Source organism: Streptomyces sp. NPDC048481 (assembly GCF_043200075.1).
In the GTDB taxonomy this organism is placed as follows: Bacteria; Actinomycetota; Actinomycetes; order Streptomycetales; family Streptomycetaceae; genus Streptomyces.
Window position 1 is genome coordinate 408,285 of the sequence record NZ_JBICXC010000004.1, and the last position, 26,154, is coordinate 434,438.

Sequence of the window (26,154 nt, forward strand, 5' to 3'; positions counted from 1 at the left end):
GCACAGCGGACGACGCCCCCGGAACCGTTCACGGTTGCGGGGGCGTCGTGGCGACGGCCGTCGGGGGCAGCCGGCGCTGCGCGGGCAGCCGGTGCGTCAGGCCGTCGCGGAGGCGGGGGCGGGGGCGCCGAGCATCGCGGAGGCGCGTTGCAGCGAGCTGAGGACGCCCACGGGGGCGGGCTCGGCACCGGGGGCGCTGCGGCAGGTGAAGCCGAGCTGGGCCATCGCGCGGGTCACCTCGGCGGCGCTGAAGTCACGGCGGTCCTGGCCGGTGAGGACCTGGCCGACCTGCTTGACGGGGTAGTGGCGGCGGCCGATGGTCACGGATTCGCCGCTGACCGGCTCGGGCTTGACGCCCTTCATCGATTCCAGCACCCCGCCCTTGGTGAGTTCGAACGGGAAACGGGCGATGACGCAGCGCATGGGGCCTCACAAAGGAGAAGGGAAGAGCGGTCCGACAGGCAATTCACGCAACGTGAGCCGCAGGGGAAAGCACGGAATGCAGGGCGACGACGGTGCGGGAAAAGCGGAAAGCATGCAGCTGGGGCCCGCACCCCGAAGGATGCGGGCCCCAGCTACGTGTGTGCGCGACGTCAGGCCGGAACGATGTTCTCGGCCGTCGGGCCCTTCTGGCCCTGCGCGATGTCGAAAGTGACCTTCTGGCCTTCGAGCAGCTCGCGGTAGCCCTGCGTCGCGATGTTCGAGTAGTGGGCGAACACGTCGGCGCCGCCGCCGTCCTGCTCGATGAAGCCGAAGCCCTTTTCCGCGTTGAACCACTTCACGGTACCGGCAGCCATGTCAAATCTCCTTCGGGGCAGTGCATCGGCGTCCGCACTGCGCGGACGCCGTGTCGCCGCAATGATCACCCAGCCCGGAAACGACCGGAAATACAAAAGCGCTCCGCACCGTGGAATTCCGGTGGGGCACTTGAAGTTTCGGGAACCACAACTGCAACTGAGATCGACAGTAGCACGCCGAAACGGCCCGTGCACGGAACACAATTCCGCGTCCGCTCATCAGCACTAAAACCCTCTGGGCCCGGTCGGTGGAATTCTCGCTTCGCGGTGACAGATATACGGCCGCCGGGGCGCGACGTCCCGTCGGCGACGGCGGACCGGAGGAAGCCGGGGACGGGCCCCCGCCGCGCCCGGCCTCCGTCGCGCCCGCCCCCGTCGGGTCAGCTCGCCAGGCGCCAGGCCTGGTTCGCGCCGCCCGAGCAGCTCCACACCTGGATCTTCGTCCCGTTTGCGGTGCCCCGACCGCTCGCGTCCAGGCAGCGCCCCGACTGCACCGATGTGATCGTGCCGTCGGGATTGACGTTCCACTGCTGGTCCGTCTGGCCGCCGCAGCCCCGGATCGCCGCCGGGGCGCCGTCGCCTCCGGACGAGCCGACGCCCAGGCACTTGTCGCCGTAGACGACGAGCTGCTTCGCGGCCGTGTAGGTCCACCGCTGGTTGGCGCCGCCGTTGCAGTCCCACAGTTGCGCCTGGGTGCCGTCGGTCGTGCTGGAGTTGGCGATGTCGAGGCAGCGTCCCGACGCCTGGCCGACGACCTGGCCGCCGGACGGGAGCGGCGGCTGCGGGTTGGAGCCGAACTGGCTGAAGAACTGCCACACCGCGGCCGATGTCCAGGTGCGCCAGCCGTCACCGGTGGAGCCGTCGATGGGGCCGGGGTCGTGGCCCGCTCCGTCGAACGCCGCCCACACGACGGGGTAGCCGGACCTGCATCCGGAGTACGTGGTGATGATGTGGGTCAGGCTTCCGTTGGCCGGCTCGGGCGGGTTCTGCCGCGTGCAGCCGTTGGCCCGGACGAAGGTGTCGCGCAGTTCCCGTCCCGCCGAGATGGGCAGCACGTTGTCGCGGAGGCCGTGCAGCCCCATGTAGGCGATGGGCTGGGTGCCGCCGTTGCACCCGCTGAGGTTGGCGCCGGAGTAGACCGCGACCGCGCGGAAGACCGTCGCCCGGGAGCAGGCGAGGGCGTACGACATCGCGCCGCCGTAGCTGAAGCCCGCGGAGAACAGCTGGGTGGTGTCGACGCACAGGCCCGACTCGATCTGGCCGACCAGGGCGTCCACGAAGGCGATGTCCTGGCCGCCGGGGTTGGCCCAGCCGTTGCCGTTGCCCTGGGGGGCGACGAAGATCGTCCCGTTGTTGGCGGCGTCGGCCAGGCGGCGCAGGCCGTAGTAGGACCAGTTGTAGCCGTCCGTTCCGCCCGAGTCGACGTCGCCCGCCGTGCCACCGCGCCAGTGGAAGCCGAAGACCAGCCGGTAAGGGCGGTTGCTGTCGTAGCCGGACGGCACCCGCAGGAGGTAACTGCGGTTCTGGCCGCCGCTCTGGATCGTGTGGGCGCCGCTCGTCAGCGCCGGAGCCTTGCCGCAGCCGGCGCTCGCCGCGGCGGCGGCGGTCGTGGCGGCCGGCGTACGCGTACCGGGGCCGAGTCCGCTGCCGGACGAGCTGCCCGCGGCCGTCAGCACGAGGAGGAGCGCGGCCACGAGGGACAGTAAGAACGGTTTGTGTTTCATGCAGCCTTCTTCCGTGATCGGTGATCGTTGATCGGTCATCGGTGTTCGGTCATCGATGCGTGGTCATCGGTGATCCGTGGTCGGTGATCCCGTGTCCGCGCTCGTGGTGAACGTGCGCGCGCTGCGCGGCACTTCGGGACCTGCGAACGGTCACGGTGGGTTCTTGCGTCGGCGGCCGGATCCGCCGCGTGTCCGAGAGCACTCACCGAGAGCGCTCGCGGAGAGCGCCCCCGGGGGGCGCTCAGACATCCCATGTCGTCAGTGATCCCATGCGCCGGGCGCGCTGTCAATACACATGTCACGCCCCGTCAGAAACCGAGCCGTCCCATGTTTCCCCTGGTCAGAGCACCGCGGCGGGGCATGCCGAGAGCCGCGTCCGCGACGGCCGGCGTCGCGGGCGCGGAGGGTTCGCCCTCGGCCGGGGCGGACCGGAGCAGGGCAGGGCAGGGCAGGGCCGGGCAGGGGCGTTCCCCGTCACCTCATCGGGGGCATCAGGTGACGGGCAGAGAGGTCCACTGCTGGTTGGCGCGGCCGTTGCAGTCCCACAGGACCAGTTGGGTGCCGTCGGCGCTGGACGCGCCTGGGTCGTCGAGGCAGCGCCCGGAGGCGGGATTGCGGTAACCACCGTTGAAGGACTGCCATTTCTGGTTCGCGCCGCCGCTGCAGTCCCAGACCTGGACCTTGGTGCCGTTGGCCGTGCCGAGCCCCGCCGCGTCGAGGCACTTGCCGAGGGCCCGCAGGGTGCCGTCGGAGCGTGCGGACCACTGCTGTCCGGTGGAGCCGTTGCACGTCCAGATGTCCGCGGCGGTCCCGTTCGCGCCGACGCCGCCCTTGACGTCGAGGCACTTCCCCGCGATCCCCGAGCGCACCTGTCCGCCCGCGGAGGCCGGCGGCTCGATCCAGCCCGCCGCGTCCGCGGCCCGGACGCCGGCGCTGAACGCGTCCGCCATCTTGCGGAAGCCGTTGTCGTTGGGATGCAGGGAGTCGGACAGGTCCGCGGCGGTCAGCGCGCTCATGTCGACCAGGCGCACATGCCTGCCGGCGGCCTGCTGGGCCTGGACGATCCCGGGGAGCGTGGAGTTGAAGCCGGCCCGGTGGGCCTCCTCGGTGGCGCTGGTGGAGACGATGACGGTGCCGACGAGGACGGTCACGCCGGGGACGTCACGGGTGATCCGGTCGATGAGCGAACGGAGCCGGTCCGGGGCGGTGGAGACCTGGTAGTTGCCGTTGAGGTCGTTGGTGCCGATCTCCAGGGTGACTACGTTCGGGCGGTGACGGGCCAGCACGGAGTCCGCGATGCCGTCGATCTGGTCGATCCGCCAGCCCGAATGGCCCTCGTTGTCGGGGTCGGACATGGTGCCGTTGCGGCCCGAGCCGACGAAGTCCAGGGCGTGTCCGTCAGCCGCCAGCCGAGTTCCGAGGAAGTCCCGGTAACTGTTCCCGGACGGGCTTCCGACCCCCCAGGTGATCGAGTCGCCCAGCGGCATCAGCCGCAGGGCGGTCGGCGCTGCCGCGGTCCGCTCGGCAAAGGGCGGGGCGGCGGGCGGTGACTCGCCGCCGGTGCCGGCGGCCGCGGGCAGTGCGCCGCCGAATCCGAGCGCGGTCGTCAGCGCCGCGGCCAGGAGTGCCGGGCGCGTGGTCCTCGACTTCATGGGGTTCCTCACCGGTGGGGGACAGTGGGTGCGTCGAACGGCCCGTGAGCCGGGCGGGCCGGTCACGGGCCGGGGCGTTCGGGTGCTCGGAGTCGTTCGAGGTTCGTGGAGGGCGTCAGCCGAGACTCCACTGCTGGTTGGACCGGCCGTTGCACGACCAGAGTTCGGCCGGCGCGCCGCCCGCCGTGGAGGCGCCGGTGACGTCGAGGCAGAGCCCGGACTGGACGCCGGTGACGGTGCCGTCGGAGTTCACCCGCCACTGCTGGTTGGCGCCGCCGCCGCACGGCCAGGTCACCACCTTGGTTCCGGGGGAGGTCTGGTTGCCGTACGCGTCCAGGCACATCCGGCTGCTGCCGGTGTAGAGGGTCAGCTGGTCGGAGGATGTGCGGGTCCAGCGCTGGTTGGCGGCGCCGGTGCAGTCCCGGATCTGGAGCTGGACGCCGGGCGTGGTGGACGAGTTCGGCACGTCCAGGCACTTGCCGGCGCCGACCGCGTGCAGAGCGCCGGTGCCCGTGCCGCCGGTGGAGGCGCCGTAGCCGACGGCGGTGATGTCGGCCTGCACCGCGTTCTCGGTGGCGTCCGACGGGTAGCCCGAGGTCATGACGCCTTCGTAGAAGGTGCCTTGGGCGCCCTTGCTGTTGTCGCCGCCGATGCCCAGGATGATGGCTCCCTGCTTGCGCATCGGGTTGTAGCCGGACACGTTCGGGCGTGGTCCGTCGTAGAAGGTGGACAGCGCGCCGGACTGCGCGTTGCCGCCGCGGATCGCCCAGTGGTTCGGGCCGCCCTTGACCACGGCGGTCGTGTAACGGTGGCTGATGGACGGGTCGTTGGCGTTGTAGTGCTGGTTCACCCCGGAGAAGAGGCCGTTCTCCAGGTCGGCCATGATCCAGGGGCCGTTGCCCGCGCCGTAGCCCCAGACCTTGATGTTGCCGAAGTAGATGGCCTCCATGGTGCCGTTGCCGTCGTCGCGGCTGTCCGTCTCGGCGTTGCCGTAGTCGAAGCAGCAGCCGCCGTTGTAGTGCGTGCCGTCGAAGATCGCGTACATGCCCTCGGGGCTGTCCCCGGTCGCGACGCCGTTGGTGTGGTTGTCGCGGTAGCCCGTGCCGGGGGCCACGAAGACGCCGTACGCCCTGTGACCGCCCACCGTGGTCGGCGCGGCGGTCGCGTCGGCGAGGTTGTCGGGGCCGCCCGCGGCGCCGCCGCCCGGCGCCTGGGTGAGGTGGTTGCCTCGGCCCGACTGGTCGTAGACGGTCGTGATCAGACAGGTCGTTCCCGCGCAGAACGAGTCCTGGGCGGCGGCGTCGGCGTATCCGCCGGCGCTGAGGAGGCCGATGTCGCGGGTGGTGTGGTCCGAGGCGCGCCGGACCTGGTAGAGCGGCCCGTTGTAGGAGGCGTACAACGCGCGCGTCGTGCTGTGCGCGGCCACACACGGCGTACCGCCCGCCGCGTAGAGGTCGCAGGGCCGGGACGAGTCGGCGGCCGTGGCCGCCGTGGCCGTGGCGCCGGCCAGCGCGCCGACGACGAGCACGGCGGCCGCTCCGGCGCGGGCGAGCGCCCGGCGCCGGGAGCCGGGCGGGCGGGCCGGCCGCGAGGCGGGGGTCCGGCCGGGCGCGTCGTCGGTGCCGCCACGGCGTCGTGACGCAGCGATCAGCCGGCGCGCGCCCCCGCTCGGGGACGGCGGGCGGCGTCGGGTACGCGTGGTGCCCATCTGATCTCCCTCCCGGGCCGGCCGACGCGATCGGAACGCGTCGGTGGCGCAGACAGACCGGAGGCGCTGGAAGGCGCCGTGTTCACAGGGGGATTGCGGAGACGTCCGGGGGGAGACGGTGCTCCGGGCGCCCCGCGCTGTCAAGGGTGTGGAGGCTTCCGCGGGGAACGTTGTCGCGGAATCGGTTCGACGGCTGGATTCCGCCGTCGCAGGCCGGTTCGACCCCTCGGACAACACCCCCTGTGGGGCGGGTGGACGGGCACGAATCCTCGCCCGCCGGCGGCAGCGGCCGGGTTCGGAGGCGTCTTGGGCGGCCCGCCCGGAGCCAGAGGGTGACCGTCCGTCAGGCCGGTGAGCTGGGGCGCGGCCAGGGGCTCGCCCGGCGCACCGCCGGCCGGGCGGGCGCCGGCCCGGTCCGGCACGGCACGGCGGCCGTCCGGTCCGCGGCGCCGCGCCACTACCGCCCGCGCCGAGCGGCATCGAACGCGTGGGCCGCCGATCCTGCCGCTCCCGTCGAAGCGCTTGCGTGGAAGCGGTTCGCCCGGCCTCCCGTCGTCCCGCGGGGCCCCGGCGCGGAGTGAGGCGCGGAGCGCGTGACGGCCCCGTGCGGCCCGGCGGCGTCCCGCGGTTCCGGGTGGACGCCCCTCAGTCGTCCAGCCAGCAGCCGCGCTCGTCGACGGGGCCGCCGGCATAGTCGGAGGTCAGCCGGTACACGCCCGCCCTGGCCACGGTCAGCCGGGTCCACTGGCCGTCCGCGCTGAGGCACGCGCCCTCGGCGCGCAGCCACGGCGAGTACTCGATGCGCACGGTGCTCGTCCCGGCGTGCGGCATCCTCAGCGTCAGTTCCGCCTCACCCGCGTGCTCCAGTTCGGCCGGGGCGGAGACCAGCGGCAGGGTGTCGCGGACGCGGTAGATCTTCCAGTAGCGGTCCTGCCAGACGGGCTCCAGCCAGTCCTGGCCCGCCTTGATCAACGCGGTCTCCTCCACGGCGGACCGGTCGGGTGTGCCGTCGTGCAGGACGACGAAGCCGACCGCCCAGTGGCGCAGCCAGGCGTGGTAGCGCGGCCCGTCGAGCGTCCCCTCGTAGAACAGTCGCCCCCGTTCCACGTCCAGTTGCTGGTTCCAGCCCCGCATCAGCTCGACGTGCGGGCCCAGGAGCGTGGCCCCGCGGTGATCGCGGTCCGTCGGGAGCTCGACCCGGCCGCGGTCGGCGCCGAGCCGGTCGAGCGCGGCGAGCACGCCGTCGGTGTGCGTGACCCAGCCCGGCACGGGGTCCGGGCCGCGCAGATGCATCAGCGACGTCACGCAGAGATAGGAGACGGAGAGGGCGGTCACCACCGCCATCGCGCGCATCCGGGAGCGGTGGACGCCGTGGCGGATGCGCCGGGAGCGGCGGTGCAGCGCGGCCGCGAGCAGCACAGCGGGGGCGAAGAGCAGGGCGAGCCGCTCCACGTTGTTGCCGATCGGCGAGGGGATGAGCCAGGTCAGGACGACGCCGGCGGCGTACAGGGCGCTGCTCGCCCGCACCACGCGCCACTCCCGCGGGGACGCCCACATCACGGCGGCGGAGAGCAGCACAGGCAGGATCATGCGGCCCGCCGCCATGGGCTGTTCGCCCTGGAAGGGGAACAGCACGGTCGTCAGGCCGACGACCACGACCGGCGGGACGACCAGGGCGAGCCCTTTGGCGTACTGCCGGGCGATCAGGTATCCGGCGCCCGCCACCAGCAGGAAGAGTCCGGCCACCGGGCTGCCCATGGTGGCGAAGAGCGCCCCGAGCGCGGCGGCGGTGAGCCGGGCGGGGCGGGGGGCGCGGTCCGCCACGGCGAGCAGGGCCGCGAGCGCGAAGGCCAGGCCGAGGGCGAACGTGGTGCGGCCGAGCACGACGTTGTACCAGAGGGCCAGCGCGCCGACCAGCGCGGGCGCCAGCGCCACCCGAGCCAGGGTGCGGTCCAGGAGCGCGGCGAGCATCCAGGTGGCGCTGATCCCGGACAGCACGGAGACGGCGCGGACGCCGAGCAGTGCCATCAAATGGGGCGAAATGACGCTGTAGTTGACGGTGTGAGTGCCGCCGAACCAGAAGAGGCCGTAGGGCGTGTCCGGGTGCCTGCCCACGAATCCCGCCCACGCGTACTGGGCGGCGAGGTCTCCGCCGCCCGTGGCGAGGAAGGCGTCCCACCCCCAGTACAGCGGGAGGACGACGGCTACGGCCAGGAGCGGGACGCGGTGTCTTGCTGAGGCGAACGACCAGCGCGGCCGTCGCGGCCGGCGCAGCGGCGGTGAGGAGGGGCGCAGGGCGGCGGGGACCACCAGAGTGGAGGACTGTACGGACATATCGACTTTCCCGGTGCGGTACGGACGCCGGACGGGTCCGCCGGGGAATCCGTGGCCCTGGGGCCTTCCGGAACCGGCGGACGCGTGCGCGTCACACCCCGGCCTCCTCCGTCCGTCGCGCTGCCGCGCGCGGCGGGCGCGCCGGGCCGGATTCGTCATGCGGCCGGTTCCGGTCGGTCCGTCTCCCGTCCGTCGCGGCGGTGTGGGCGTGGGGCCACACCGCGCGTACCGCGCAACCCGCTGACCGCGTCAGCGCCAGGAGGCCGACATCATGCACTGAACCGCTCCGGTATCGGTGGAGGTCCCGGAATGGGGTTCTGCTGCCCAAGCGGACTGCGGACACCGGCCGGAGCGCGTCTCCGACGGTGATTCCGGACCTTCCCGGGCCGGCAACCCTCCACCGGCTTCAGCAGAGGCTATTTCCACAGGTCAGCCTCATGCAAGGCGTTACCGTCCGCGGGAGAGAATCCGCTGGTGAGCCGCTCGCGGGCGTTCGGAGGGCGCTGCTCGTCCCGCGAACGCGCGGCGGAGTCTTACGAAGTCGTGACGCGGTGGGCCCCTCCGCCGCGGCCGCGGCCCGCCCGCCCTACGGTGGGGGCGAGAGCGCACCGGTCACCGGCCTCCCCGCGTCCGTCGGGCCTCCTCACAGGTTCGCGCACGGCGTGCGGGGGTCCGCGTCGGGCCGGGGTGCGCCGCGCATGGGACCATCCAGGACCGGTGGCGCCGCCCGTGTCATGAAGCTGCCGCGGGCGGCGCCGCCTCTCGCGGCGAATATGACGAAACGCTGACGTCCGCGCTCGCGGCGGCTCCTGGGCGGTCGGGGCGGCCTAGCCTCCTCGCGTGAACCGTGATCTTCTCCGAGACCTGTACGCGACCGCCGCCACGGCGCTGCTCGTCGCGACGGCCGTGCTGGTGGGCGGCGCGATCGAGCGGCGGCACGGCACGCTGCACGTGGGCTGGCCGCCCCTGTACGCCCATGCGGAGGCCCACGTCGGCCCCGGGACCCCGGCGGCCGTGGCCCTCGCCGTCGGCGTCGTGGCGTACGGCCCGCGGCTGGCGGCCCGGCTGCCGTGGCGTGCGCTGCTGGGCGTCGCCTGGGGCGCGGCCATGGCATGGACGTGGTCGCTCGCGCTGGTCGACGGCTGGGAGCGGGGCATCGCCGTACGGCTCACCACCCGCTACGAGTATTTGCAGGTCATCGACCGCTTCCAGGACATCCCGGCGACGCTGCGGGACTTCACCGGGCACATCCTGATGCACTCCCCCGACAACTGGCCCGCGCATGTCGCGGGTCATCCGCCGGCGGCGACGCTCACGTTCGTCCTGCTCGACCGGGTGGGTCTCGGCGGCGGGGGCTGGGCCGGGGTGTGGTGCATCACCGTCGGCGCGTCGGCCTGCGCGGCGGTGCTGGTCGCCGTGCGGGCGCTCGCGGGCGAGGCGCTCGCGCGGCGGGCGGCGCCGTTCCTGGTGGCGGCCCCGGCCGCGGTGTGGATGGGCACGTCGGCGGACGGGTACTTCGCGGCGGTCGCCGCCTGGACGATCGCCCTGTTCGCCCTCGCCGTCACCGGGCGCCGGCCGTGGCTCACCGGCTTCGCCGCCGGGCTCCTCTTCGGGCTCACCTGCTACCTCTCCTACGGGCTCACCCTGTTCGTGGTGATCGGCGGCGTCGTCCTCCTGCTCGGCGGCCCGCACCGGCTGCGGCCGCTGCCCTTCGCGCTCGCCGGAGCCGCCGTCGTCCCCCTCGTGTTCACCCTCGCGGGCTTCGACTGGTGGGAGGCGTACCGGCTCCTGGTCCAGCGCTACTACCAGGGGGCCGGCGGCATCCGGCCCTACGGCTACTGGGTGTGGGCCAACCTCGCCTGCACGGTGCTGGTCGTGGGCCCGGCGACGGTTGCGGGCCTGCGGCGCACCGTCGCCATGCTCCTCGCGGGGGCGGGACGCGTCCGGGCGCGCCTCTCGCGCGAGTCGCCCTCACCGGCCCGGCCGCTCGCCCCGCCCGCTCCCCCGTCCGCCCCGGCGGCCGGCGGCCACGGGCCGTCCGGGGGCACCGCGGTCGTCCTGCGCAGGCCCCTGCGGTCGCTGCCCGGCGCGCCCGGCGCCTCCCCCGGGCTGCGCCTCGCCCTTCTCGCCGCCGCCGCGCTCACCGCGCTGCTGCTGGCCGACCTGTCCGGGATGAGCAAGGCCGAGACCGAGCGCATCTGGCTGCCGTTCGCGCTGTGGCTGCTCGCCTCGTGCGCGTTCCTGAGCCGCCCCCGCGCCTGGCTGGCCGCGCAGACCGTGCTCGCCCTCCTGCTCAACCACCTGCTGCTGACCGGCTGGTGAGCCCGCGTCCGCCGGGGGCGTCAGCCTCCGGTGCGGGCGAGGACGTCGTCGAGGGTCTCCGCACGGCGCAGCGGCTCGAACGCGATGTCGCCGCCGGGGCCGACGCGCACGCCGTGGACGGCGGGGTCGGGAAGGCTGTTGTAGTGGAAGGGGGTGGAGGAGTAGTACGCGCCGGTGTCGAGGAGGCAGACGATGTCGCCGGGCGCGAGCAGCGGAAGGGGGCGGTCCCGGGCGAGCAGGTCGCCGGCGAAGCAGCAGGGGCCCGCGATGTCCTGCGGTACCGGTTCGCCCTCCTTGGGGCCGCCGTCGGGGTCGTGGGCGGTGATCCGCAACGGCCAGGCGGACGGCATGAACACGGTGCGGGCGGCCACCTGGACGCCGGCGTGGGTGATGGCGACGGAGCGTCCGCCGGAGGTCTTGGCGTACTCCACGAAGGCCGCGGTGAACCCGTTCTTGGCCAGGAGGGAGCGGCCGAACTCGGTGACGAGCCGGTACTCGCCGCCGAACAGGCGCGGCACACGCTCCTGGAGGCGCCGCACGTAGGCGTCGAAGCCGTGACCGGTGTCGTCGCCGCGGAAGTCGACCGGGAGTCCGCCGCCGATGTCGATGCCGCTCACCCGGCGGCCGGTGGTGCGGCCCACCTCGTCGGCGAAGGCCACGGCCTTGGCGACGCCCTCGGCGAGCAGTTCCGGCGGGCAGCCCTGCGAGCCGACGTGGGTGTGGACCCACGTCAGCCAGGGGCGGGTACGGAAGGCGTCGAGAAGGCGCCGGCGGTTTCCGTCGTCGTCCAGCGCGACGCCGAACTTGGACGTCGCGGTCGCCGTGCTCATCTCCGCGATGCGGCCGCCTCCGACCTGCGGGTTCAGGCGCACGCCGATCCGCGAGGAGGACGGACCGCGCGCGAGGACCGCGTCGATGCGGTCGAGTTCCTCGAAGCTGTCGGCGTTAACCGCGACCCCCAGCTCCAGTGCGCGCGCCAGCTCCGGGCGGGTCTTGGCCGGGGAGTCGAAGACGATCCGGTCGGGGGCGAAGCCGGCGGCCAGGGCCTGGGCCAGTTCGCCGGCGCTCGCGGCCTCGCAGCCCGTGCCGAGGGCGCGCAGTTCCCTGAGCACGGGCACCAGGCAGTTCGCCTTCGCCGCGAAGGTGTGCAGGACGCTCACGGCGCCGGGGAACGCCGAGTGCAGCGCCCGCACGCTCGCGGCGACGCCGTCGAGGTCGACGAACGCGGCCAGGACGGCGCGGTCGGGTGCGAGGAGCCCCTGCCGCACGGCCGCGCGCAGGATGCGTTCGCGTCGTCCGGCGGCGGAGGCGTTCACGTTCGTCATGGGTGTGCGCTCCTCGTGGGCTCGTGGCGGGGCGGGGGCCGGGGATCGCCGGGGGTCACAGTCCGAAGAGGCGGGCCCCGTTGTCGTGGCACACCGCGCGCAGCCACCGCGGGCCGAGGTCCAGCCGCTCCAGGGCCTGGAGCTGGCGGATGTACGGGTAGGGGAGGTTGGGGAAGTCGGAGCCGAGCAGGATGCGGTCGCCGAGGGCGACCAGCCGGGGCAGGGCCGCGGCGGGGAACGGCGCGAGCCGCTCGGCGAAGTCGGTGAAGCTCATGGTCGTGTCCAGACGCACCTGCGGGTACCGCTCGGCGAGATCGAGGAACTCCTCGTACTCCGGCATCCCCATGTGCGCGACGATCAGGCGCAGCCGGGGGTGCCGGGCCAGCACCCGGGCGATCGGCTCCGGGCCGGTGTGCTTGCCGGGCGCGGGCCCGGAGCCGCAGTGGATCACGACGGGGACCCGCGCCTCGGCCAGCAACCCCCAGGCCGGGTCGAGGAGTTCGTCGGCCGGGTCGTAGGCCCCCACCTGCACGTGCGCCTTGAAGACGCGCGCGCCCTCCTCGACGGCCTCGCGGACGTAGGCCTCGACGCCCGGCTCGGGGTAGAGGGTGGCGGTGTGCAGGCAGTCGGGGGTGCGGCGGGCGAAGCCGGCCGCCCAGCCGTTGAGCCAGCGGGCCATGCCCGGCTTGTGCGGGTACAGCATCGAGGTGAAGGCCCGTACGCCGAACTCCCGCAGCAGTCGCGCCCGTTCGGCTTCCTCGTGACGGTAGGTGATCGGCCAGGACAGGCCGCCGGTCAGCGGTCCGAGCGCGTCGAAGTACTCCCACACCTTGCGCAGGACGCTCTCGGGCATGAAGTGCGTGTGGACGTCGACGAGTCCGGGCAGGCCGAGCCCGCCCCAGAACCGGCGGACCTCGGCGGCCTCGGCGCCGGTGGCGCGGTCGGGGCCGGCGGCGGGCGTGGGGTGATCGTTCATGGCGTCCACGATCGGCCCGGCCCGGGGGGCGGGTCCACTGCCTCGCACCCGGGACCGGTGAGGAATGCGTCACGGACCGGGGTGGCCGCCGTGACCGGCGCCGGCAGCCGTTCGGGAAGCATGCGGGCGAACCGGGGCGAGGGCTCGACGCCCAGTTCCTCGCGCAGCAGACGGCAAAACGCGCGGTAATGGCGCACCGCCTCGCTGAGGTTGCCCTCGGCGAGATGCGCCGAGACGACGGCGCGGTGGGCGCTCTCGCGCAGCGGCTCGGCGCGCACGCTCGCCCAGGCCGCCTCCAGCGCGAGGGCGGGCCGGTCCTGCCGGACGAGCGCCTCGGCGAGGGCGTCGAGCGCGTGCAGCCGCAGTTGCCGCAGCCGTTCGCGCTCCACGAGGACCCACTCCTCGTCCCAGCCCGGCAGCAGGTCCTCGCCGAGCAGCGGGTCCGCCGGGGAGAGGGCGTCGGGCGGCGGGCCGCAGCCGCGCACCACGGCGAGCGCGGTCCGTACGAGGAGGTGGACGTCCACGTCGAGAGCCGGGGCGATCTGGAGGGAGTCCCCCCGGCAGTCCACGAGGGGCGGCTCGACGCGGGGCAGCTTCCACAGGGCGGTGCGCAGACTGCCACGGGCGTGCTCCTCGGTGACCTCGGGCCACAGCGTGCCGGCGAGGACGGTGCGGGCCGCCCTGTGGCGCAGTGCCATGAAGGCCAGGAGACGCTGGCCGTTGCGGCACGGTTCGGCGGTCCCGTCGGCGAGTTCCAGGCGGAACCCGCCGAGCAACCGCAACCGGGGCGGAGACGCCAACTTGATCCTCCGTGGTGGTGCGCCGGCGGAGAACGGCGTGCGACGTGGGTCGAGGAGGCCTCCGTCACCAGTCTCCGCCGCAGCCCCGGACGCGGCAACTCCGTGCCCGGGACCCTGCTTCCGGGCCGCTCAGGGGATCTCCTGCTCGGCCCAGATGATCTTTCCCTCGGCCGTGTACCGGGCGCCCCAGCGATGGGCGAGCTGGGCCACCAGGAACAGTCCGCGGCCCCCCTCGTCCGTGATGCGGGCGTGGCGCAGCCGCGGGGCGGTGCTGCTGGCGTCGGCCACCTCGCAGGTCAGTCGCGCGTCGCAGAGCAGACGCAGCCGGATCGGCGGGGTGGCGTAGCGGACCGCGTTGGTCACCAGCTCGCTCACGATGAGTTCGGAGGTCATGGCGAGCTCGCCCAGCCCCCAGGCCGCCACCTGCCGGGTCGCGCGGGCCCGGACGTCGGCGACGGCGGCCGGGTCGGCGGGCACGTCCCAGGACACGACGCGGTCGGGGCCCAGGGCGTGGGTGCGGGCCAGCAGCAGGGCGATGTCGTCGGACCGGGGCACGGGCACCAGCCGGCGCACCGCGGACGTGCACAGGGCGTCCAGGTCGCCGTGGGGTCCGGCGAGCGCCTCGCCGAGCCGGGTCATGCCCTGTTCCATGTCCTGTCCGGCCCCGCCGATGAGGCCGTTGGTGTAGAGGCCGATGAGGCTGTCCTCGGCGAGTTCGATCTCGGCGGCCTCGAACGCCATGCCGCCGAGTCCCAGGGGCGGTCCGGCGGGAGGCTCGGGGAAGGACACGCGCCCGTCGGGTTCGACGACGACCGGGGGCGGGTGCCCGGCGCGGGCCATCGTGCACCGGCGGGTGACCGGGTCGTAGACGGCGTACAGACAGGTCGCCCCGAGGAAGCCGGTCGAGCCCTGCGGGGCGAAGGAGTCGTCGGTGCGCTCGGCGCTGAGCCGCAGGACCAGGTCGTCGAGGTGGGCGAGCAGCTCGTCCGGGGGCATCTCCATGTCGGCGAGGGTCTGCACCGCGGTGCGCAGCCGTCCCATGCTGGCCGCGGCGGCGATGCCGTGCCCCACCACGTCGCCGACGACGAGGCCGACGCGCGCCCCGGACAGCGGGATCACGTCGAACCAGTCGCCGCCCACCCCGTCAGTCGGATCGGCCGGGAGGTAGGTGGAGGCCACCTCCAGCGCCGTGCCGCCGACGAGGGCGTGCGGGAGCAGGCTGCGCTGGAGGGTGACGGCCGCGGTGTGCTCCCTGGTGTAGCGGCGGGCGTTGTCGACGCACAGCGCCGCGCGCGCCACCAGCTCGCGGGCCAGCAGCACGTCGTCGGGCTGGAACGGGACGGGGTTGAGGGACCGGACGAACGTGGCCAGGCCCAGGGCGGTGTTGCGGGCCCGCATCGGCACGGAGATGAGCGAGTGCAGTCCGAACTCGTCGATGTGCGCCGCCCGTTCGGGCTGTTCGGCGGTCCACAACTCGTCGGACCCGTCCAGGACGGGGATGAGGATCGGCTCGCCGTCGATGAGCAGGTCCGCGCCGTGCGGCGGGGGGACGAAGTCCACGCTGTCCCCGACCTGGGCGACGGCCTCCGGGCAGCCCTCGCGCACCGAGGTCATCCCGGCCCGGCGCATCACGGGCCGGTCGGGGGGCGGCCCGGCGTCGGTGAGCCAGGTGCCGTGTCCCTCCGTGCTGAGGACGGGTTCCAGGAGGTCGACGATGACGAAGTCGGCGAAGCGCGGGACGCAGAAGTCGGCGAGTTCCTGCGCGGTGCGCATCACGTCGAGCGTGGTGCCGACGCGGGTCCCCGCCTCGTTGACCAGTGCCAGCAGTTGCCGGGCGGTCCACCGTTCGGTGACGTCCTGGACCATGTAGCAGACCCCGGCGGGGCTGCCGTCGGCGCCTTCCAGCGGGAAGAAGGACGTGGAGTAGGCGTGCCGGCGGTGCGGGTCCGCCCAACTCCAGCCGACGTATTCGTAGTCGGTGACCGGGGCGCCGGTCTCCAGGACCTTGCGCATGAGCTTCTCCAGGGCGACCCCCTCGAGGCCGGGCAGCAGCTCGCTGAGCCGGCGGCCGAGCCGCTGTTCGCGGGGCACGCCGCCGAAGCGCTCCAGGGTGTCGTTGAGCCACACGTACCGCAGTTCGAGGTCCATCACCGCCATCCCGACCGGGGAGCGGGTGAGGAACCCGTCGAGGACGGACTGGCCGACCTCCCACCGGCGGCCGCGCTCGCGGGCCGAGACCAGGAAGCACTCCGCGCCGCCCATGCGGAAGGACGCGGACACGCGCAGGTCGGCGTCGAGGGTGCGGCCGTCACCGCGGCGCAGGGAGACGACGCCGCTCCACCCCATGCCGGCCCGGCACCGCTCCGCGACGGCGGCCACCCGGGCCGGGTCGCGGTCCATCGCCACCAGTTCCGCGGCGGACCGGCCGACGACGTCAGCGGCCGCCCGGCCGAGGAGCGCCTGCGCCTGCCGGGTCCAGCCCGTCACGACGCCGTCCGCCGAGAGGATCGCCGCCGCGTCGGTGGACGCGTCCAGGAGATCTCCTGGACCTGCGGGCGTCGGGACCTCGGAAGCTTCTCGCGCAGAATCCATGGGTGCCGTCCTCCACAGGACCATGGTCCTGCTAGTCCGCCCGATGCGCACGGCGCCGGACGCGGCCCGCCACGGGCCGCCCGGCTACCGCACACGCCGTCCGGGAGGCAGCATGGAAGGGCTGGAGGAGGATCCGATGACATCCGACCCCGTGAGCTCCGACGGCGACGTGTACCGTCCGAGGACGCCCCCGCCGACCGGGCTGCTCGACGTGCTGAGCGTCTCCGCGATGGTCGTCGACGCCGCAGGACGCATCGTGTTCTGGACCCCGCAGGCCGAGGAGCTCATCGGGTACAGCGCCGAGGAGGCGCTGGGCAAGTACGCGGCGCGGCTGTTCATCCACCCCGAGCATCTCAAGGCCGTGGCGAAGCTGTTCGCGGAGGTGCTGGAGACCGGCCGCAGCTGGGCGGGCGCCTTCCCCATCCGGCACAAGGACGGCAGCACCCGTCTCATGGAGTTCCGCAACATGCGGCTCCAGGACGACCTCGGGGACGTGTACGCCCTGGGCATCGCCGCCGACCACACCCTGCTCCAGCGGGTGGAGACCGACCTGGCCCTGTGCGAGCGGCTGATCAACCAGTCCCCGATCGGGCTGGCCCTGCTCGACCCGGACCTGCGTTACCTCCTGGTGAACCCGGCCCTCGCGACGATCGACGGTGTCCCCGCCGAGGACCACGTCGGCCGTCTGCTGGGCGAGACCCTGCTGCTGCCCGACGTCGAGACCATCGAGTCCGCGCTGCGCCAGGTGCTCACCACCGGCACGCCGCTGCTGGACCAGTACCACGTGGGCCGGCCGCCGACCGACCCCGACCGCGAGCACGCCTGGTCCCTGTCGTTCTACCGGCTGGAGGACCCCGGCGGCCGGGTGCTGGGGGCGGCCGCCTCGGTGGTGGACGTCACCGAACGGCATCGCGCGGCCGCCGAGGCCGACCGGGCCCGCCGCCGGCTGGCCCTCATCGCGGAGGCGTCCACGCGGGTCGGCACCACCCTGGAGGTGGAGCAGACCGCTCTCGAACTGGCCGAGATCGCCGTCCCGCAGCTCGCCGACGTGGTCGCCGTGGACGTCCTGGACTCCGCGCTGGCCTGTCGTCGCTCGCGCCGCCCGGACAACGGCCCGGAGCTGTTCCGCGCCCTGGCCCTGAAGGCGGGCCATCCCACCGTGGCGGTGCGCGCGGCCGACTCGCCCGGCGATCTCGCGGCCTACGACGGGGATCGCCTGGTCACCCTGTGCGTGCACACCGGCCGCCCGGTCCTGGTGCCGCACGTCGGCGACCGCGACCTGCCCCGGATCGCCCGGGACGCGGAGGCGGGCGCCCTGCTGGCCCGGGCCGGCGTCCACTCGTACCTCGCGGTGCCGTTGATCGCGCACGGGGAGGTGCTCGGCGCGCTCGACCTCAAACGCACCCGCAATCCGCTGCCGTTCGACGAGGACGACGTCATCCTGGCGGCGGAGCTGGCCGGCCGGGCCGCCGTGGCCATCGACAACGCCCGCTGGTTCCAGAGCGTGCGCAACACCGCCCTCACCCTCCAGCGCAGCCTGCTGCCCGACCACGCGCCCCGCCACACCGGCCTCGAGCTGGCCTCCCGCTACCAGCCCGCCCAGGCCACCAGCGAGGTGGGCGGCGACTGGTACGACGTCATCCCCCTGACCGACGACAAGACGGCGCTGGTCGTCGGGGACGTGATGGGCAACGGCATCGACGCGGCCGCCACCATGGGCCGGCTGCGCACCGCCACCTGCGCGTACGCGGACCTCGACCTCGAACCGGCGGCCGTGCTCCAGCATCTGGACAAGATCACCTGCGATCTGGAGCACTACATCGTGACGTGTCTGTACGCCGTGTTCGACCCCCGGAGCGGGCGGTGCCTGGCGGCCAACGCCGGGCACATGCCGCCCGCGCTGGCCCGCCCCGGACGGCGCCCGAGGCTGCTCGACCTGCCCGCCGGGGCCCCGCTGGGCGTCGGCGGCGTGCCCTTCGAGGCCACCACGACCGAACTCGCCCCCGGCGACCTGCTGGTCCTCTACACGGACGGTCTCGTCGAGACCCGGCACCATTCCATCGACGACCGGCTGGAGGTCCTGCTGAGCTTCCTGGACGAGCCGGAGCGTCCGCTGGAGGAGATCTGCGACCTCCTGCTGTACGGCCTGCGCCACCCCGAGGACCACGACGACGTCGCCCTCCTGGTGGCCCGGGCCACCGGCCTCTGACGGGTCGGGGGCCGGCCGCTCACCGGGCGGCGTCCTCCGCCGGCCGCGGCGCATCGGCCGGCCGCGGCGCATCGGCCGGCCGTTCGGCCGTGACGAGGGAGGCGACGTGGGCGGTGACCGTGTCCAGGACGCCGCTCCAGGCCGCCTCCTCGCCCAGCACGAGGTAGTTGAGGGTCAGGCCGTCGGTCATCGCGGCCAGGTAGCGGGCGAGCACGGCGACGGGCACCCGCAGTCCGAGGTGCATGTCGGCGCGGAGCTGCTCGATGAGGTCGGTGTAGGCCTCGCGGTACATCTCGTGCTGACGGCGCGCCAGGTGCTCGAACCCGGGCCGGCGCAGGGCGTACTGGGTGAGTTCATAGGTCAGCATGTGCTCGTCGGGATGCGCGCGCACATGCTCCCAGTACGCCTGGAAACCGGCCCGGACGGTGTCCTCCAGGGTCGCCTTGGGGCGCAGCGCCTCCTTGACCAGGGTCACGTAGTGGTCGGTGATGGCGGTGATGACGGACTCCACCAGGGCCTGCTTGGAGTCGAAGCAGTAGTGGAAGACGCTGAGGGACACGCCCGCCTCGGCGGCGATCGCCCGGGTCGTCGCCGTGGCGACGCCGTCCCGGGCCATGACCCTGATGGCCGCTTCGGTCAGCTGACGGCGCCGTTCGGCCGACGGCATCCGTGGCATGAGCGTGTCCTTCGCGTTCGTCGCTGCGGCGGCCGTCAGCTGCTGTGGACGCCCACCTCGTGCAGCGAGTATCCCCAGTCGGTGCCGCGGCCCAGCCCGTGCACCCGGACGTAGCGGGCCGGTGCGGCGGTGAAGGAGGCCGTGTCCAGGCCGCCGTCGCCCGACGTGGTGGACCAGACGGTCCGCCAGTTCGTCCCGTCGGCGGAGAGCTCGATGCGGTACGCCCTGCCGTACGCGCGCTCCCAGTCGAGGGTGACGCGGCTCACCAGGTTGGTGGCGCCCAGGTCGATGCTCAGCCACTGGTCGTCGCTCCAGTCGCTGGCCCAGCGGGTGCCGGGGTCGCCGTCCACCGCCCGGCCCGGCTGGTAGCTGGTGAAGGGGTTGTACTCCGACGAACTGGCCGTGGCGGCGGCCCCCTTGGCGAGGTTGACGCCCGCCTGGTGCCGCTCGGAGGCGCCCCAGGTGCCGAGGTAGGACTCGGCGCCCCGCAGGAGGTCCTTCACCACGTCCTGGCCGCCGACGCGCCGGATGTCCTCGATCCAGTCGGGGATCATGCCGACGTGGGCGGCTCCGTCGGTGTTGACGTCGAAGGTGCGCGAGCCGGTCGTCAGCCGGTCGACGACCGAGCCGCCGTCGGCGGTGCGGAACGGGTAGGTGACCTTGTCGGCGGCGTCGGCGCCGCGCGGGGCGGGGTGGTCGCCGATGCCGTTGAAGTCGGTGCCGTAGCCGTAGCCGACGCCGTACTTGTCCCGCAGCGCCTTGGTGCGTGCGGCGTCCGCGACGAACCCCTGCGAGCCGTGCATGTACTGGGCGACGAAGCCGCCGAGGGCGTAGACGCGCTCGGTCCAGTCGAGGTCCATCCAGCTGTGCGAGGAGATCACGCCGGGGTAGGAGGCGGCCTCGGCGATGTCGAGCACCCGGCCGACGGCCTTGACGCTCATGTGGTCGATCTCCAGCATCATCTTGCGTTTCATCATGCCGCGCGCCGCGTACTCGCCGAGCGCGGTGAGGCCGCGGGTGTTGCAGCGCGCGTCCGCGTCGTAGGACGGGACGCGGGTGCCCGCGGGCAGGTCCGCCTCCGCCTTGGAGGCGGCGGTGCCGATGGGGTTGTCGTGCTGCGGGCCGGTGCACTTCTCGGTCTGCCAGAAGGTGCCCGTCGACAGGAACTGCCCGACGTTGATGGCCGTTCCGAGGCCGCCCTCGTCGAAGCGGACGCCGCACAGCGCGTTGTCGAACTTGTGGCACAGGAACATGCTGCGCACGCCGAGCGCGTACAGCTCGTCCAGTCCCTTGTCGATGTCGGCCTTGCCGCACTGGGCGATGTCGAGGATCTGCTTGCAGCCGAACGGCTCGGAGGTCTCGACGCCGAGGACGACGGCGAGCTTGCCCTGCTCGATGACGTCGCGGGCCTGGGCGCTGTCCAGGACGATGCGGAACCAGCCCTTCCCGGCGCCGCCGTACTGCTTGTCGACGTAGGCCTGGAGGTCGTAGGCCAGTTTCGCCTGGAGCCGGATCGAGGTCATCTCGTCGCAGCCGCGGTCCTTGAAGGGGTAGACGGAGCAGATCATGCCGTTGGTGACGAGGTCGTCGACGAGCACCCGCTGTCCGCCGCGCCAGGCCCGCTCGACCCAGGCGTAGTAGTTCGCCTGGTGGGTCATGGAGTCGTAGGCCGGCCAGTCCTTGAACGTCGGCCAGCCGACCGGGTCGTGCTTGCCGTCGCCGCCGTGGGTGATGTAGTCGAAGATCGCGAGGGTGCCGTCCGGGTAGTGCTCGGGACAGTCCTTGAGGGCGTCGGCGATGCCGGCCTCGGAGAAGACCTTGCCGCAGATCAGGCGTCCGCCGAAGGCCTCGTTGGAGAACAGGTGGTTGTGGGCGTCGACGAACCCGCGCACGTTCCCCGCGGAGTCGGTGCCGGTGAACGGTTCGCCGGTGACGCCGATCTGCGAGTCGGGGTTCGGCCGGGCGGTGGGCGTCCACCAGTCCGAGCCGGCCGCCGAGCTGGGCGTGGGGCCGAGGACCGCCGCGAGGACGAGGAGGAGGAGCGAGACGACGGTGGCGTTGCGGCGTCTGCGGTACGGGCGTCCGGTCACGGTCACGGCCCACGTCCTTCGGTCGGGGGAAGGCGCGGTCGGCGGGAGCGTTCCGCCCGCTCCCAGAGTTGTCATGACCGGCGCAAGATAGTGGGTCGAGGATCGCGACAGACTCCGTCCGAGTCAAGAGTCCGGGACGCTTGACCTGATGACCGCCGCGCCGGCCCCAACCCCCCGCGCCCGCACACCGGCCGCGAGCGGTGCGCGGCGGAGTTTTGAACACGTTCAAACTGGGAGTAGTGTCGTCTTCCGACAGGGAGGGGGCCTACCCGTGAAGATCGTGCTGCCCGGCGGGACCGGACAGGTGGGGACCGTGCTGCGCCGTGCGCTGACCGCGGCCGGACACGAGGTCGTGGTGCTGAGCAGGCGGCCCGTCGGCCGCGGCGAGGTCGCCTGGGACGGCAGGACTCCCGGGCCGTGGACCGAGGCGGTGGACGGCAGCGACGTCGTCGTCAACCTGGCCGGGCGCAGCGTGAGCTGCCGCTACACACCGGCCAACCTCAAGGCGATGATGGACTCGCGGGTGGACTCCGCGCGGGCCGTGGGCGAGGCGATCGCCGCGTCCGCCCGTCCGCCGAAGGTGTGGCTTCAGATGAGCACCGCCACGATCTACGCCCATCGGTTCGACGCCCCCAACGACGAGGCCACCGGTGTGATCGGCGGCGCCGAGCCCGGCGTCCCGGCGTACTGGGGCTACAGCGTCGACATCGCGCGGGCCTGGGAGGCGGAGCAGGAGAGAGCCGACACCCCCCGCACCCGCAAGGTGGCGCTGCGGTCCGCGATGGTGATGAGCCCGGACCGGGGCGGGGTGTTCGACGTCCTGCTGCGGCTGGTCCGGCTCGGACTGGGCGGGCCGGTCGCGGGCGGCGCGCAGTACGTGTCGTGGATCCACGACGACGACTTCGTCCGCGCCGTCGAGTTCCTCGTCGCGCGGGACGACCTGGACGGGCCGGTGAACCTCGCGGCCCCCTGTCCCCTGCCGCACCGCGCCTTCATGCGCGAACTGCGGCACGCCCGGGGCGTCCCGGCAGGGCTGCCCGCGACGAGATGGATGGCCGAACTCGGCGCCTTCGCCCTGCGCTCCGACACCGAGCTGCTCCTCAAGAGCCGGCGCGTCGTCCCGGGCCGCCTGCTCGACGCCGGCTTCGCCTTCGACCACCCCGAGTGGCCGCGGGCGGCCGCCGACCTCGTACGACGGGTCCGCGCCCGCTGACAGCGGACGGCCGGGGAACCGGGTGAGGCCGTCGGCTGTCGGCGAACCGATCCGGGGACCACGGGTGCGGGTGCGCCCACGGCCCGCACGGTGCGCGACTCCCGGTGGGCCCGGCGACCCTGCCCTGCCGTGCGGTCGCCACGTGGTTTCCGGCGGCGTCGGCCCATCGGGCGCACCGCGTCGGGGACCGGGCCGCCGACGGCCCCGGCCGGGACACTGCCGCGTGGGACGAGGACGTCGCGCGAACCCGCCCGGGGACCACCCGAGCGCGCACGGACCGCGCTCGCCACCGGCGGCCAGATGACCGTGCGGCCGCGCACAGGGGTCGCGTCCGCGCGGTCGTCACGCGGTTTCCGCGGGCGTCGCCGCGTCGCGTGCACCGCGTCGGGGACCGGGCCGACCGCCTCCGGGCGGGGTACGGCCACCGCCGACGCCGAGCGGCACGAGGTGCATGTGCGGGGTGGAGTCACCGTGCGCCGCGGGGCGTTGTCCGCGCCCCTCGCGCGCCCAGGACGGGTGCGCCGGGGCCCGGGACGGCTTCGTCCCGGGCCCCGTGGTGCCGTGAACCCCGGCGGGTGTCAGCAGAGGCGGCCGGTGTAGTGCGCGCCCTGGATCCTGGACGCCGAGCCCAGCCATGTCGTGCCCGGTCCGACGCACCACTCGTGGTCGGGCGCGCGGGCCACCTCGACCTTGATGACCACCCGTGAGCCGTCCGAGGTGCAGTGGTTGTAGAAGGCGTCGGAACCGGTCTCGTAGAAGCCGCAGGGGTTGGCGGCGGCGGGACCCGCGGTGGCGGTCACCGCGCCGAGGGAGGCGAAGACGAGAGCGGCGGAACCGAGGGTGCCGAGCACCGTACGACGAACACGCACAGCAGAACTCCTTGCCGGGTGGGGATCGGGACCGGTCCCGGGACCGGGAGGCTCCGGGGCCGCCGATCGGCGGGATGGCTGCACCAGGATCGTCGCGGACCCGCCGAACTGACCGGGCATCAGAGGCCCTTCACCCCGGGAAACGATTCTCCGCTACGCCGTGCGAGTGATCCTTTTCGTGGGCGGGGGTCGAGGGCCCGGGGTGGGGGCAAGGCGGCCGGGTTCACCCGGCTGACCGTCCCGAGTGGTGGCGGCGCGCGGCCTGGCTGACGGTGGATCACGTCAGACCGGGTCAGGTGAGCTGACGTGGTGTCGGCTGCCCGGTCGTGACGGAAGGACCATCAGATGCGTTCTGCTCGCATGATCCTGGCCACCGCGGCCGCGACGGCCGCTCTCGCGGTGGGCGCTCCCGGCGCCCACGCGGCCGACGGCGGCTGGGACCACGACGGCTCGTCCCACAGCAAGGAGGACAGCTCCTCCACCGGCAAGGGCGACGGCTCCTGGTCCGGCAAGCACGACAAGGAGGACCGCGGCGACCACGACTCGCCCCACGGCGGCATGCACACCGGCGGCGGCGCGCTGACCGCCGTCACCCAGGGCGGCGACCGCGACGGCTCCGCCGCCAAGGACCCCCGCTTCGACCCCGAGACCTACAAGGACAAGGACTGGCAGAAGGAACAGGACAACGAGCACGACAACGGCCGTGAGCACGGCCAGGACGACACCTCCTGGGGCGGCGGGCACCAGGAGGACGGCGGCGGCTGGAAGGGCGAGCACGACAAGCCCAGCGGCGGCATGCACACCGGCGGCGGCGCCCTCGCCGGCCCCTCCCTCACCGCCGGCGGACTCGGCGTCCTCGCCCTCGCCGGCACCGGCCTGTACGCCCTGCGCCGCAAGAAGACGGTGAAGACGGCGGGGGGTGTGGCCTGACCATGCCTGACGCGATAGCGGCCGCGGCCGTCACGCACCTGCGCGTGGCGGCCCGGCCGGCTTTCCGTCCGGTCGGTCCCGCGTCGTCCGGGCCCGCGAGCGGCCGTCCGTCCCTCCCCCGGTGCGAGCCGTTCAGGGCCGGCCGCCGGGCGGGCCCGGCCACCCCTGTCGGCGCCCCCTCCGCGCCCGTACACTGACAAATCGCAGATGTGCGGGCGCAGTTGACCGGGGGGAGCCGCCATGTCGGGGGACCAGTACGACAGACACGACTACACGATCCAAGCACCACCGATGCCGACGGCGCCGCCGCCGGCGCCCGCGGACGGGGTGCGGGCCGTGGCGGTGGCCGTGCTCAACCTCGGCGGGCTCGGCCTGGGCTACGCGCTGGTGCGCCGCTGGGTCCTGATGGCGCTGTGCTGGGCCGCGACCGCCGCCCTGCTGCTCGTGGCCCTGCCGGCCGACCCGGACGGCGTCCCGGTCCTCGCCCTGGTCCTGTACGCCGCGTTCCTCGCCGCGGCGGCGGCGCACGGCGCGCGCGTGGGCCTGCGCACCCGGCTCGCCGGACTGCGTCACGCCCCGCTCGCGCTCGGGCTCGGCCTGGTCCTGCTCGTGGCGCCGGCCGGCGGCGTGGTGCTGTACGACGACGCGCGGGACGAGGCGACGCAGCAGATGCTCCTCGACCGCCTCGACGAGGCCGACCGCGCGGTGGAGGCCGCCGGCGGGAAGGCCTTCGGCACGGCCCAGGCCGACTACGACGGCGCCCTTTCGGTGTACGCCGGCCTGCGGGCGGACCACCCGGATTCCCGGGCGGGGCAGCGGGTGCCGTCACGGATGAAGACCTTCTACACGACGGTCGGCGCGCCCTTCGCGCGGGGTGACTACTGCGCGGCGACGGCGCCGCTGAAGTATCTGCGCACGGTCCCGAAGAGCCTGCCCGGCACGGACCTCGGGGACCTCAGGACCTGGCCCGACGACCGGCTGGCCACCTCGCTGTACGAGTGCGCTTCGGCGGCGCTGACGTCCGGCGAGGCCACCTGGCCGTCGCAGTTCGGGGAGCTGCTCACCACGTTCCCCGAATCCGCGCAGGCGGCGAAGGTCGAACCGGCCGTCGCGGCCGCCGTCGTCCGCACGGAGAAGGAACTGGCCGGGGCGGATCCCTGCACGGCGGTCGAGCGGCTGCGCACGCTGGGGACCCGGATCGACGGCCTGACCGGCGGGGGCCCGGGCGTCGCCGACGCCCTGGGCAAGGACTCGCGGCGGGCCGCCGGCAGCGCCGACGCGGGTGCGTACACCTGCGGTGTGGACCAGTACCGGGACGGCGACTTCGACGCGGCGCAGACGACCCTGACGGACTACGCCTCGGCCCACAAGAGCGCGAAGAACGCCCCGCGGGCGAAGAAGATCGCGATAGCGGCGGAGATCGCCCGGACCGTGCCGGCCGCCGGCCGGACCCTGCCGACCACCCGTACGGGCGGGAGCATCTCGGTGACGGTGCAGAACGACAGCCCCGACGAGATCACCGTCCTTTACACGGGCCCGGTCACCGGGAGTTTCACCCTCAAGGCCTGCGGCAGTTGCAAGGGGTACTCCCTGGGCACGACTCTCGACCCGCGTTTCAAGCCGTGCGGCGACAGCGGGAAGAACTATCCGGAGCGCACCATCACCCTGCCCGTCGGCACCACGTACTTCCTGCACAAACCGATGGGCGACAGCCTCGCCACGCCCGCCTCGGACACCGCCGAGCTGCGGTCGGGCTATGTCTACACGGAATGCGCCTACACCACACAGCGCCTGGGATCGGGACTGTGAACGAGGGCTGAACAAGCGGGAGAATTCCGGCCGCTGAATTTCCGGCGGAACGTGAATGCGTCGGCCGCGGGCCGCGCCTGACGGGTGATAAGGTGCGCCGGAATTCCCCTGTGCACGCCGGGCGATAT

At 73.6% G+C, this 26,154-nt stretch carries 18 protein-coding genes; 5 read left to right on the plus strand and 13 right to left on the minus strand.

The features are described 5' to 3' along the window. Positions 1-96: 96 nt before the first annotated feature. The 6 genes from ACGFSH_RS15900 to ACGFSH_RS15925 all read right to left on the minus strand — a co-directional run bounded on the left by ACGFSH_RS15900 (position 97) and on the right by ACGFSH_RS15925 (position 8,215). Positions 97-423, minus strand: a complete 327-nt coding sequence (locus tag ACGFSH_RS15900) for an SCO5918 family protein (RefSeq protein ID WP_393348789.1) — start codon at positions 421-423, stop codon at positions 97-99. Between the two features lie 170 nt (positions 424-593). Beyond that, positions 594-797, minus strand: coding sequence for a cold-shock protein (locus ACGFSH_RS15905; protein ID WP_393348791.1), 204 nt, complete (start codon positions 795-797; stop codon positions 594-596). 380 nt (positions 798-1,177) lie between these two features. Next, entirely contained in the window at positions 1,178-2,521 is a 1,344-nt protein-coding gene (locus tag ACGFSH_RS15910) for a ricin-type beta-trefoil lectin domain protein (protein WP_393348792.1), read from the minus strand. Positions 2,522-3,012: 491 nt separating this feature from the next. Further along, complete coding sequence (locus ACGFSH_RS15915; protein WP_393348794.1) at positions 3,013-4,173, minus strand: ricin-type beta-trefoil lectin domain protein; 1,161 nt, start codon at positions 4,171-4,173, stop codon at positions 3,013-3,015. A 115-nt stretch (positions 4,174-4,288) separates the two neighbouring features. Further along, positions 4,289-5,881, minus strand: coding sequence for an arabinofuranosidase catalytic domain-containing protein (locus tag ACGFSH_RS15920; protein WP_393348796.1), 1,593 nt, complete (start codon positions 5,879-5,881; stop codon positions 4,289-4,291). 645 nt (positions 5,882-6,526) lie between these two features. Continuing rightward, positions 6,527-8,215, minus strand: coding sequence for a hypothetical protein (locus tag ACGFSH_RS15925; protein ID WP_393348798.1), 1,689 nt, complete (start codon positions 8,213-8,215; stop codon positions 6,527-6,529). Positions 8,216-9,055: 840 nt separating this feature from the next. Between ACGFSH_RS15925 and ACGFSH_RS15930 the strand changes: the two genes are divergently transcribed. After that, positions 9,056-10,537: a hypothetical protein gene (locus ACGFSH_RS15930; RefSeq protein WP_393348800.1), complete on the plus strand. Its 1,482-nt coding sequence runs from the start codon at positions 9,056-9,058 to the stop codon at positions 10,535-10,537. Positions 10,538-10,557: 20 nt separating this feature from the next. Here the strand turns inward: ACGFSH_RS15930 and ACGFSH_RS15935 are convergent, their stop codons facing one another. From ACGFSH_RS15935 to ACGFSH_RS15950, 4 genes are all read right to left on the minus strand, one after another. Further along, complete coding sequence (locus tag ACGFSH_RS15935; RefSeq protein WP_393348802.1) at positions 10,558-11,862, minus strand: diaminopimelate decarboxylase; 1,305 nt, start codon at positions 11,860-11,862, stop codon at positions 10,558-10,560. Positions 11,863-11,917: 55 nt separating this feature from the next. Next, positions 11,918-12,838, minus strand: coding sequence for an amidohydrolase family protein (locus ACGFSH_RS15940; protein ID WP_393348804.1), 921 nt, complete (start codon positions 12,836-12,838; stop codon positions 11,918-11,920). Next, positions 12,835-13,644, minus strand: a complete 810-nt coding sequence (locus ACGFSH_RS15945; protein WP_393349166.1) for a BTAD domain-containing putative transcriptional regulator — start codon at positions 13,642-13,644, stop codon at positions 12,835-12,837. Before ACGFSH_RS15945 ends, ACGFSH_RS15940 begins: the two co-directional genes overlap by 4 nt. A gap of 123 nt (positions 13,645-13,767) precedes the next feature. Continuing rightward, positions 13,768-16,230: a SpoIIE family protein phosphatase gene (locus tag ACGFSH_RS15950; protein ID WP_393348805.1), complete on the minus strand. Its 2,463-nt coding sequence runs from the start codon at positions 16,228-16,230 to the stop codon at positions 13,768-13,770. Between the two features lie 136 nt (positions 16,231-16,366). Between ACGFSH_RS15950 and ACGFSH_RS15955 the strand changes: the two genes are divergently transcribed. After that, positions 16,367-18,439 (plus strand): SpoIIE family protein phosphatase, encoded by a 2,073-nt coding sequence (locus tag ACGFSH_RS15955; RefSeq protein ID WP_393348807.1) that lies wholly within the window; start codon positions 16,367-16,369, stop codon positions 18,437-18,439. Between the two features lie 19 nt (positions 18,440-18,458). On the opposite strand, the gene ACGFSH_RS15960 is transcribed toward ACGFSH_RS15955, so the two are convergent. Beyond that, positions 18,459-19,115, minus strand: coding sequence for a TetR/AcrR family transcriptional regulator (locus ACGFSH_RS15960; protein ID WP_393348809.1), 657 nt, complete (start codon positions 19,113-19,115; stop codon positions 18,459-18,461). Positions 19,116-19,150: 35 nt separating this feature from the next. Then, positions 19,151-21,211 (minus strand): discoidin domain-containing protein, encoded by a 2,061-nt coding sequence (locus ACGFSH_RS15965; protein ID WP_393348811.1) that lies wholly within the window; start codon positions 21,209-21,211, stop codon positions 19,151-19,153. 265 nt (positions 21,212-21,476) lie between these two features. On the opposite strand from ACGFSH_RS15965, the gene ACGFSH_RS15970 reads away from it, so the two are divergent. After that, complete coding sequence (locus tag ACGFSH_RS15970) at positions 21,477-22,418, plus strand: TIGR01777 family oxidoreductase (protein WP_393348813.1); 942 nt, start codon at positions 21,477-21,479, stop codon at positions 22,416-22,418. A 578-nt stretch (positions 22,419-22,996) separates the two neighbouring features. Here ACGFSH_RS15970 and ACGFSH_RS15975 read toward each other — a convergent pair. Further along, complete coding sequence (locus ACGFSH_RS15975; RefSeq protein WP_329407447.1) at positions 22,997-23,287, minus strand: DUF6355 family natural product biosynthesis protein; 291 nt, start codon at positions 23,285-23,287, stop codon at positions 22,997-22,999. A gap of 345 nt (positions 23,288-23,632) precedes the next feature. Here ACGFSH_RS15975 and ACGFSH_RS15980 point away from each other — a divergent pair, with 345 nt between their 5' ends. Continuing rightward, the gene (locus tag ACGFSH_RS15980; RefSeq protein WP_393348815.1) at positions 23,633-24,217 is read left to right on the plus strand and encodes a hypothetical protein; all 585 of its coding nucleotides are present in this window, start codon (positions 23,633-23,635) and stop codon (positions 24,215-24,217) included. 240 nt (positions 24,218-24,457) lie between these two features. Next, on the plus strand, positions 24,458-26,026 hold the full coding sequence (locus ACGFSH_RS15985; RefSeq protein ID WP_393348817.1) for a hypothetical protein: 1,569 nt from the start codon (positions 24,458-24,460) through the stop codon (positions 26,024-26,026). Positions 26,027-26,154 lie beyond the last annotated feature (128 nt).